Origin of the sequence: Pontibacter sp. BAB1700 (assembly GCF_000277005.1) — a bacterium.
Taxonomy (GTDB): Bacteria; Bacteroidota; Bacteroidia; order Cytophagales; family Hymenobacteraceae; genus Pontibacter; species Pontibacter lucknowensis.
Window position 1 is genome coordinate 23,050 of record NZ_AKIS01000019.1, and the last position, 8,372, is coordinate 31,421.

General features: G+C 50.1%; 9 protein-coding genes and 1 tRNA gene. 4 read left to right on the forward strand and 6 right to left on the reverse strand.

Annotated features, from left to right (window positions below; translation table 11 throughout):
- Nucleotides 1-93 precede the first annotated feature (93 nt).
- A complete protein-coding gene (locus O71_RS02895; RefSeq protein ID WP_007653034.1) occupies nt 94-636 on the forward strand; it encodes an outer membrane beta-barrel protein in 543 nt (180 codons plus the stop codon).
- 92 nt (nt 637-728) lie between these two features.
- Here O71_RS02895 and O71_RS25025 read toward each other — a convergent pair whose 3' ends face one another.
- The 5 genes from O71_RS25025 to O71_RS02915 all read right to left on the reverse strand — a co-directional run bounded on the left by O71_RS25025 (nt 729) and on the right by O71_RS02915 (nt 5,701).
- Nucleotides 729-1,163 (reverse strand): OmpA family protein, encoded by a 435-nt coding sequence (locus tag O71_RS25025; RefSeq protein WP_237717681.1) that lies wholly within the window; start codon nt 1,161-1,163, stop codon nt 729-731.
- Complete coding sequence (locus O71_RS02900; RefSeq protein WP_237717682.1) at nt 1,130-2,677, reverse strand: tetratricopeptide repeat protein; 1,548 nt, start codon at nt 2,675-2,677, stop codon at nt 1,130-1,132. The genes O71_RS25025 and O71_RS02900 overlap by 34 nt, the downstream gene beginning before the upstream one ends.
- 25 nt (nt 2,678-2,702) lie before the next feature.
- Nucleotides 2,703-3,185 (reverse strand): hypothetical protein, encoded by a 483-nt coding sequence (locus O71_RS02905; protein ID WP_007653035.1) that lies wholly within the window; start codon nt 3,183-3,185, stop codon nt 2,703-2,705.
- A 167-nt stretch (nt 3,186-3,352) separates the two neighbouring features.
- Nucleotides 3,353-4,171, reverse strand: a complete 819-nt coding sequence (locus O71_RS02910; RefSeq protein WP_040573484.1) for a (Fe-S)-binding protein — start codon at nt 4,169-4,171, stop codon at nt 3,353-3,355.
- A 156-nt stretch (nt 4,172-4,327) separates the two neighbouring features.
- Nucleotides 4,328-5,701 (reverse strand): (Fe-S)-binding protein, encoded by a 1,374-nt coding sequence (locus O71_RS02915; protein ID WP_007653040.1) that lies wholly within the window; start codon nt 5,699-5,701, stop codon nt 4,328-4,330.
- Nucleotides 5,702-5,869: 168 nt separating this feature from the next.
- On the opposite strand from O71_RS02915, the gene O71_RS02920 reads away from it, so the two are divergent.
- Nucleotides 5,870-5,945, forward strand: a tRNA-Phe gene (locus O71_RS02920).
- Nucleotides 5,946-6,224: 279 nt separating this feature from the next.
- Nucleotides 6,225-6,731, forward strand: coding sequence for a TlpA disulfide reductase family protein (locus O71_RS21330; RefSeq protein WP_007653042.1), 507 nt, complete (start codon nt 6,225-6,227; stop codon nt 6,729-6,731).
- Here the strand turns inward: O71_RS21330 and O71_RS02930 are convergent.
- Nucleotides 6,728-7,825 carry a tetratricopeptide repeat protein gene (locus O71_RS02930; protein WP_040573485.1) on the reverse strand — a complete coding sequence of 366 codons (1,098 nt, stop codon included), beginning with the start codon at nt 7,823-7,825 and terminating at the stop codon, nt 6,728-6,730. The two genes, O71_RS21330 and O71_RS02930, sit on opposite strands and share 4 nt — an antisense overlap.
- A gap of 151 nt (nt 7,826-7,976) precedes the next feature.
- Between O71_RS02930 and O71_RS02935 the strand changes: the two genes are divergently transcribed.
- Entirely contained in the window at nt 7,977-8,351 is a 375-nt protein-coding gene (locus O71_RS02935; RefSeq protein WP_007653047.1) for a phage holin family protein, read from the forward strand.
- Nucleotides 8,352-8,372 lie beyond the last annotated feature (21 nt).

Below are 8,372 nucleotides of genomic sequence, written 5' to 3' on the forward strand. Positions count from 1 at the left end.
GGGCTGAAATATACCTTCCGCTAGGTACAGCCCTATGCCTATCTGTATCCTTAACTTTTAGATTTAACAGCTCAGAAAATTAACCCTTTATTTATGATCAGGAAAACATTGCTTACTCTATTCGGTGCTTGCACCATCCTGGCTACTCAGGCGCAGGATATGTCCGATGCAAAGCCACAAGCCTCAGCACCGTATAAGGCAGCTGTCGGACTTCGCTATACTGTAGCAGGCTCAGGTTACACAGACCTTGGCATAACAGCGAAATACTTTGTGACCGAACAATCGGCCTTGGAAGCTTATGTCATGATACCTTCTAACTCAAGTGACTTCCTGGCTTCCCTTAGCTATGTTTGGCAACCAAAGTTGTCTTTCTCAGAACGCTTTAGACCCTATGCAGGCGTGGGAGCTGGCGTACTGCGTCATACAAGCATACAATACCCCATGGATGGGAAAACCTATACCAGCCCCATAGCATTTGGAACGGTTGGTGTAGAGTACCAATTTAAAAAGCTGCCGTTGGCCCTTTCGGTAGATTACCGCACACCACTTTTCACTACCGGAGTGAATGCACCACATTACAACAACAGGAGTCAGATCAGCAACATCGGGGTCGGCCTTAAGTATACTTTCCGCTAAGGTATACCCCAGGTCTAAAACAGCATCGGCGGCTACAGTGCAAGACTATAGCCGCCGATTTTTTTATGCTTAAAGGTATAGCACTATACCTGTTACTCCTGAATGCGAACCACCTTGAACTCGGTGCGGCGGTTGCGCTGGTGCTCTTCCTCGGTCTTGGCATTGCGTACCACTGGGCGACTCTCGCCGTAGCCTCTGGCCGTAATGCGCGACTTGTCTATACCTTTTGAGATGATGTAATTTACGGCTGACTGCGCACGTCGCTGTGACAGGTCTTGGTTATACACATCAACGCCACGGGAGTCGGTATGCGAGCTTAGCTCAATGGAAATCTGCGGATTATCCACCAGTATCTGCACCAGCTTGTCGAGTTCTTCGGCTGCGTCTGGCCTGATGTCGGCTTTGTCGAAGTCGTAGAAGATGTTCTCGAGCACAATCGCTTTCTCTTTCACGATCTCGGTCAGGAGCAGGTCAGCGGTGAGGCGCACCTCGTTTACTTCGTTTGGCAACTGATTTTGTGGTGGCATTTTGCCACAGTGCTCACTCGCTGGCGCGCAGCAAAGAAACCAGCTTTTTCGGATAGCAGTGAATAAGTAGAAGCACTGTCGAGCGCAAAGGTGAATTTGCCTTCTTCATCAGCGGTAGTTTCGGCTATTTTCTGTCCACGGTTATCCTGCAGCACCACCGGTATGTTAGGCACTACGGTTTGCTGCTTGTCTTTGTCGCGACGCTGGTACACCGTACCGTCCACGAAGAAATTCACCAGCTTGCGTGCCGATCGGGCAATCGCGTAGATATCGTCGCCTCCCTTGCCGCCTTCGCGGTTAGAGGAGATATACCCTTTGAAAGCATCCTGGAAGAAAATACCGAAATCGTCGCCGCTGGAGTTAACCGGCACCCCCATGTTCACGGGCTTGCCTTCTTCAATCTTAAAGACATCGAGCCCGCCCAAGCCTGGCAAACCGTCGGATGCAATGTATAGAGTGCCATCAGGTGCCACATGCACATAGCTTTCGTTACCTGGCGTGTTGATATCCGGTCCGAGGTTTTCGGGTGCCGAGAAACGTCCGTTGTCGTCTATAGTCGTTTTGTAGATGTCGTTGCCACCCAAGCCACCGCGGCGGTCAGAGGAGAAGTAAAGTGTTCTGCCGTCAGGAGAGAAAGCCGGAGAAGAATCCCAGGCCCGCGGATCGCTGATGTTCAGCAGCTTTGGCTCTGTCCAAGCGTTGGAGCGGTAAAAAGAGATGAACAAATCCACGTTGCGGCGGCCTTTCTTAGTACCTTCGTTGCCTCGGGCAAATACCATCGTGTTGCCTTCGTCAGCAAAGGTTGCCAGCGCCTCGTGCAGGTCATCAGTGTTTATACCTTCCAGTTTGCGCACAGCAGCTCCCAGGTTGGCCGAGTCGGCATCCAACGTGGTGGCATACAGGTTCAGGAAACCTTCGCCATTGCCCAGGTAGGTCTTGCCCGGTCCGCGTGTAGACGAGAAGATCAGTTCGTTGCCGCGCACAAAAGGAGCAAAATCAGAGCCTTCCGTATTCAGCGCTTCCAGGTTGTAGATCTCGAAGCCCGTGTTCTTTTTCAGGATGCCGCTCAACTGGCTCAAAGTCTCTACTTCGCGCAACGCCAGCGTCTTAAGTTCCTGCTTGCTACCAATGCGGGCATAATCCTGCATCTGACCCAAGGCGGCTTCGTACTTGCCATTGGCCTTTAGGGCCATGCCGTAGTAGAAGAATCCCTCCTCTTTGCGGTAGTTGTTATCGAGTGCGGCTTTGTAATAAGTCTCGGCCTCTGCCAGTCGGTTAGACAAGCGATAGGATTCCGCAATGCGGTAATTGATCTCGCCAACATTATTCGCCCCTTTCAGCGCCTGCTTGTAGTATTCGATGGCCCGCTCATACTGCTCTTCTCCGAAGCGCTTGTCGGCCTTGCTGAGGTACATGCCCGCCCCACAGGAGCTAAGCACCACTGCCAGCAACAAAACAGCTGCTGTAAACTTCAGGTAATGGGCCACTGACTTGGTCGATAGCGTCTGCTGCATGGGGGTAAGTTTTGGATTAGCGGATCTAAAAATACCTGGAGAGCCAGCTTTGCTGCGCCGGTCGAGGCCAGGCATCCTGCAACTCTCCATAATTATTTACCAATGTATCAAAATATAAGGTCTGCCCGTCTATTTCGCCGGCGGCTACTTTATTTTTTAATTCGTTCATACCCACCACCTGCACTTCTCCGTCTTTCAAAAAAGCTAATCGGGTACGGTCGAAAAACGAAACCCCTAAGCGCTGCTCCAGTTCCCTCACAAAAGCCACCGACTTGTCTATAGAGCAACCACTGGCAGAGGTAACGGTCTCGTTGTTGGCCAGCACCAAAAAGCGGTCGTGCAATAAGCTAGCCGACGCCTGCAGCCCCTTGCCATGACTGCTCCAGTCAGTAGCAAAACGCTCCAGCATTGGTTTTATTTCTTCCTGCTCTGCCGCCGTCAAAGCCCTGTCAGCCTGGTAGATCCAGAGCCGAGCCTGCGGTGGTAATTGGTCAAAAGGAATGTACATTTTTATTGTTGATTGTTAATTGTTGATTGATTTTTTTAAAGGTAATTCGCTGATGATGTTAATACTGAAAAACTATACCTGTTCTCACATTTTAACTTAGTTAAAAAGGTACACCAAAATCAATACAAGGAAACAACAATCAACAATTATCAATCAACAATCAGGTATTACTTCGAAAGACCCTCCGCTTGTGCGATCAGCTCGGCGATGTCAAAAACTTTTACGCTTTCTTCCTGTTCCTTGTTCTTCACACCGTCGCTCATCATCACCATGCAGAACGGGCAGGCTGTCGCGATTACGCCACTGCCGCTACCCAGTGTAGCCAGGGCCTCTTCCGTACGTTCAATGTTGATGTCTTTGTTACCTGGCTCCGGCTCTTTGAACATCTGGGCACCGCCGGCACCACAGCAAAGTCCGTTGGCGCGGCTACGTTTCATTTCTACCAGGTCGGCATCTAGCGCGGCCAGTACGTCGCGAGGTGCTTCGTAAATGTCGTTGGCGCGACCCAGGTAGCAGGAGTCATGGAACGTGATGCGCTTGCCTTTGAAAGCCTCGCCACCCTGTACCTTCACTTTGCCTTCGTTAATGAGCTGCTGCAGGAACGTGGAATGGTGGATCACCTCGTAGTTACCGCCTAGGTCTGGGTATTCGTTTTTCAGCGTGTTGAAGCAGTGCGGGCAGGCCGTTACGATCTTCTTCACATTGTAAGCGTTGAGCACCTCGATGTTGGTAATAGCCTGCATCTGGAACAGGAACTCATTACCGGCACGTTTGGCTGGTTCGCCTGTGCAGCTTTCTTCTGTACCTAATACGGCATATTTTACGCCTACGTGCTCCAAAATCTGCACAAAGGAACGGGTTACACGCTTGTAACGGTCGTCGAACGAACCGGCACAGCCAACCCAGAACAGCACTTCCGGTTCTTCACCATTCGCTGCCATTTCTGCCATAGTTGGCACTTTAACTAATCTTTTATTCTCTTCCATCTGGTAGGGTATGAATTGTTGATTGATGATTGTTGATTTTACACTTCCCCAGGTTTTGCTATACCTTATCAAAGGCCTTGAGCTTTTCCCAAGTCAAGCGTCACAATCAATCATAACAGTCAACATATAAGCAATTAACAATAAGCAATCAGCAATTTAATTCTTCGAAGGTACATATATGTCCTCGGCCCAGTTGAAGCGGTCGGACGGTGAGAAGGCCCATGGGGCACCGTTGTTTTCGATGTTGGTGAACATGGCGTTAACAGAAGCGGGCGCAGCCGACTCCTCCAGCACCAGGTAGCGGCGCAGGTCCATGATCGTAGACAGCTGGTCGATGTTCACCGGGCAGGACTCCACGCAGGCGTTGCAGGTAGTACAAGCCCAGAGTTCCTCTGGTGTGATGTAGCCACGCAGCAAGGTTTTCTCGTCTGTAGTTTCAACACGTTCAACCCCCAATTCTTTGTAGTGGTTCGGGGCGAAGATGGCCGGATGCTCGCCTTTCTCCTCCATGCGGTCGCGGGTATCCATCACGATCTTGCGTGGCGAAAGCAGCTTGCCTGTAATATTAGCCGGGCACACAGAGGTACAGCGGCCGCACTCCGTACAGGTATAGGAGTCCATCAGCTGTTTCCAGGTCAGGTCTTCCACATCCTTCGCACCGAAGCGCTGCACGATCGGATTACCTTCTGCGTCCATTTCCGGCGCCGGCGGCTGGTAGCTTGGATCCAGCATGGCTTTGATCTCGTGCGTAATAGCCGGGTTCGTCGTGAACTTACCTTTTGGCAGAAGCTTCGAGTAATACACGTTCGGGAAAGCCATGATGATGTGGAAGTGCTTCGAACTCGGCAGGTAGTTCATAAAGGCCAGAATACCGATGATGTGGAACCACCAGCCTACACGCTCTATGATGTGCAGGCTGGTCGGGTTGTCGCCAAAGATATTTACGAACATCTGGCTGACCGGGTAGCTGCCTGCCACTTCGCCGCCTTCCATCTGTACCAGCTTCAAACCAGCGATGTTGAAGGCAAACAAGGCAAACATCAGCACGATCTCGGTAATCAGGATAAAGTTCGCATCCAGCTTTGGCCAGGCGCGCATTTCTACGCCACTTGCCAGGCGCGGCACCTTCGTCACGTTACGCCTCCAGAGGAAGATCACGCAGGCGATGATTACCAGCGCAGCCAGTATTTCATTAATGAACATCAAGGCGCTGTAAACCGGTCCAAGGAAAGCCAGTACGCGGTGCGTGGCAAATACCCCATCGATCAGGATCTCGATCACCTCGATGTTGATCACCAGAAAGCCTACATACACGAACAGATGCAGCACGGCCGGTAGCATGCGCTTGAACATCTTCTGCTGTCCGAAGGCAACCAGCAAAGTTTTGTTGATGCGCTCCGATGGGTTATCCGTCAGATCGACGTCACGGCCCATCAGAATGTTCTTGCGAATCTTGCGGATCTGCCACACAAACAGGCCAATGCCCAGGCCTGCTACAATCAGGAAGATAATGTTCTCGAGTTGAATCACGGTGAATTATTCGTTATACATACCAATTCGTAGATAAAGATAGCAGAATAGTGAGAATAAACGTATACAAGGCCACTTTTTTAAAATATTTTTGCCTGAAAGTTTGCGTCTTCGATTTTGGTTACTACTTTTGCATACCCTTTCGGAAGAGGGGGTCACAATGGAGCTGGTGATGTAGCTCAGTTGGTAGAGCAATGGACTGAAAATCCATGTGTCGTTGGTTCGATTCCAATCATCACCACCAGCTTAAACCCTTACCCTAACCGGTAAGGGTTTTTTGTTTTTATACCCTTCTCCTTTCTGCTGCCCTACTATACTTTATAATAAGCCGCTGGTTGTCTAAATTGTTTTCGGGCTGTAATTCTTCCCGCATTTTAGTACCTTAGCTGTTACAACACTTATTGCCATCATGAAAAGAATTTTCTGGAGCGCCATTTTTGCGGGCATGGCTGCCGGTATCGGTACTGTGCTTGCATTGGCTCTTATCTATATGTTTTTCATCCAAAACATACAGTTTTAGCATATGACCCGACGAAAAATATTCTGGACTGCTTATGCCGTTGGTTTTGCCGTAGCGGGTGTTATTGCAGTGTTTGCCTTTTACATGCTCAATCAAACGGTACCGCAGCGTGTGAACTGGCAGGCACTTCAGCTTACAAGCCTGCAGGGCGAGCCTATCTCCATCGACAAGTATAAAGGAAGAGTGGTTGTGCTGAATGTGTGGGCTACCTGGTGCAAGCCCTGCATCGAAGAGATGCCCGCCATGGATCGCCTGCAACAGTTACACCCTGACAAGATAGCCGTCGTAACGATATCGGACGAGGAGTTGGAGAAAATCCTGAAATTCAGAAGCCGCCAGCCCTATAGCTTCACTTACCTCAAAGCCAATACCCCACTTGCTAACCAGCAACTGACAGTATACCCTACTACTTATGTGCTGAACCCGAGCGGCGAAGTAAAAGAGATTTATCTGGGTGGTCAGGCCTGGGACAGTGAAAGGATGCAGAAGCGCTTGCTCAAATACTTTTAGCGACAGTTAGCCCGCAGTTCCAGTACCGCCGCCGAGTAACCCAGGCGGTAAGCTTCTCTAAAGTGAGCACAGGCAGAATCAGGCTGTGCCTGCTCGAGCTCAGTGCGGCCAAGCAGGTAATACACCCGCCCATTGGCATTATCAGCCTGCAGCACCTGGCGGTAGTCTGCCTCCGAGGCGGCATATTCGCCTGTTTTGTAATACCCGAAGCCCCGGAAGGTCAACGCATTTGCCCAGGACTCACCTTTGGATGTATGTCGCAGAAAGCTGGTAAAGTCGGCTATGGCGGGCTCAAACTTCTGCAGGTAAAACAAGCGCACTTCTCCCCTGTCTAACTGCGCGGTGTGCAATGTGCTGTCAAGCGTGAGCGCTATACCAAAATCCCTTTCGGCCTCCTGGTACTTCTCCAGCTTGGCCAGGCACTTGCCCCGCAACATAAACACTTCTCCAGAAGGACTGTCCTGCAATGCGATCACCTGATTCAGATCCTCCACAGCCGAGCGGTAATTCTCATACACATTCATCGAGATGCTTGCTCTTGTCAGGTAGGCGTCTGAATGCTTTGGGCGGAAATAGATTGCATCCGTGAGCAGGCTATGTGCGCTACTGTACTTGCCGTGTTCAATGTAGCTGAGTGCGGTCTTATACCTGTCTTCGCCTGTGATGTAGTCCATGGTAGACTTCAGCAGCACGCTGAACACGAACATGAAAGCGAAAAAACCGAGTGTGATGTACAGGTCCTTGCGCACAAAGCGGCGACCTTCGCGGCGAGGTATATTTTGGTAGTGACGCTCTGAAACCGGGGCCGGTGGCCGGGTTTGCCGGTAGCGGGGATTATGGTGCGGCTGATGCTGCCGTATGGCCTGTCGCTGTTCGCGCAGGTACTGCAGACGCAAATCATAGCGCACGCGCTTTTGGGGATCGGACAGGGTCTGATAAGCCGCGTTAACGACCTTGAACAATTCCTCCGCTCGTGCGTCGCCCGGGTTACGGTCAGGATGATACTTCAATGCCAGCCGCTTGTAAGCCAGCTTGATCTCCTGCGCCGAGGCCGTAGGACTCACGCCTAATGTGCTATATAGGTTATGCTCCAAAGAGACTAATGTAACAAAAAAGTGATACTTAAGTTAAGTAAACACGGACAAGATACAGCAAATTCCGTACTACAACTTTAACTGGTTATATCTTCCGCAAATTTTTAATCTAATAGCGTATACAGAAAAAGCACTAAAAAAGCTGGGCACTATGAATGACAACGGCACAAGAGAGAAAAGTAATAACCTCATTGATAACTTAATGGGGTATATTGATACCCGCATAGACATTATACGTCTGGAAATACAGGAAAAGCTAAAAGCTGCTTTTGTAAGTGCGGTACATGGTGCCTTGTTGGCCTTTTTTGGCCTGATGAGCTTCCTTTTTGTTAGCATCTTTCTGGGCCTTCTGCTCAACCACCTCCTTGACAGCTCTTTCTGGGGCTTCGGCATTATCGCACTATTCTATGTGATTGTGCTGGTGGTGCTGCTTGTTGGTCTCGACAAGAAAGTGTTTCAAGGCATGGCTGACAAAGCCTTTGATAATACGATATACAAAACAGACAAAAGAGAGAAACAAGTATGAGCGAAACTAACAACCCCCTGT

Excerpts from the sequence above, each read along its gene's own strand:
- O71_RS02895 (WP_007653034.1), top strand. The coding sequence starts at position 94 with ATGATCAGGAAAACATTGCTTACTCTATTCGGTGCTTGCACCATCCTG.
- O71_RS25025 (WP_237717681.1), bottom strand. The coding sequence starts at position 1,163 with ATGCCACCACAAAATCAGTTGCCAAACGAAGTAAACGAGGTGCGCCTC.
- O71_RS02900 (WP_237717682.1), bottom strand. The coding sequence starts at position 2,677 with ATGCAGCAGACGCTATCGACCAAGTCAGTGGCCCATTACCTGAAGTTT.
- O71_RS02905 (WP_007653035.1), bottom strand. The coding sequence starts at position 3,185 with ATGTACATTCCTTTTGACCAATTACCACCGCAGGCTCGGCTCTGGATC.
- O71_RS02910 (WP_040573484.1), bottom strand. The coding sequence starts at position 4,171 with ATGGAAGAGAATAAAAGATTAGTTAAAGTGCCAACTATGGCAGAAATG.
- O71_RS21330 (WP_007653042.1), top strand. The coding sequence starts at position 6,225 with ATGACCCGACGAAAAATATTCTGGACTGCTTATGCCGTTGGTTTTGCC.
- O71_RS02935 (WP_007653047.1), top strand. The coding sequence starts at position 7,977 with ATGAATGACAACGGCACAAGAGAGAAAAGTAATAACCTCATTGATAAC.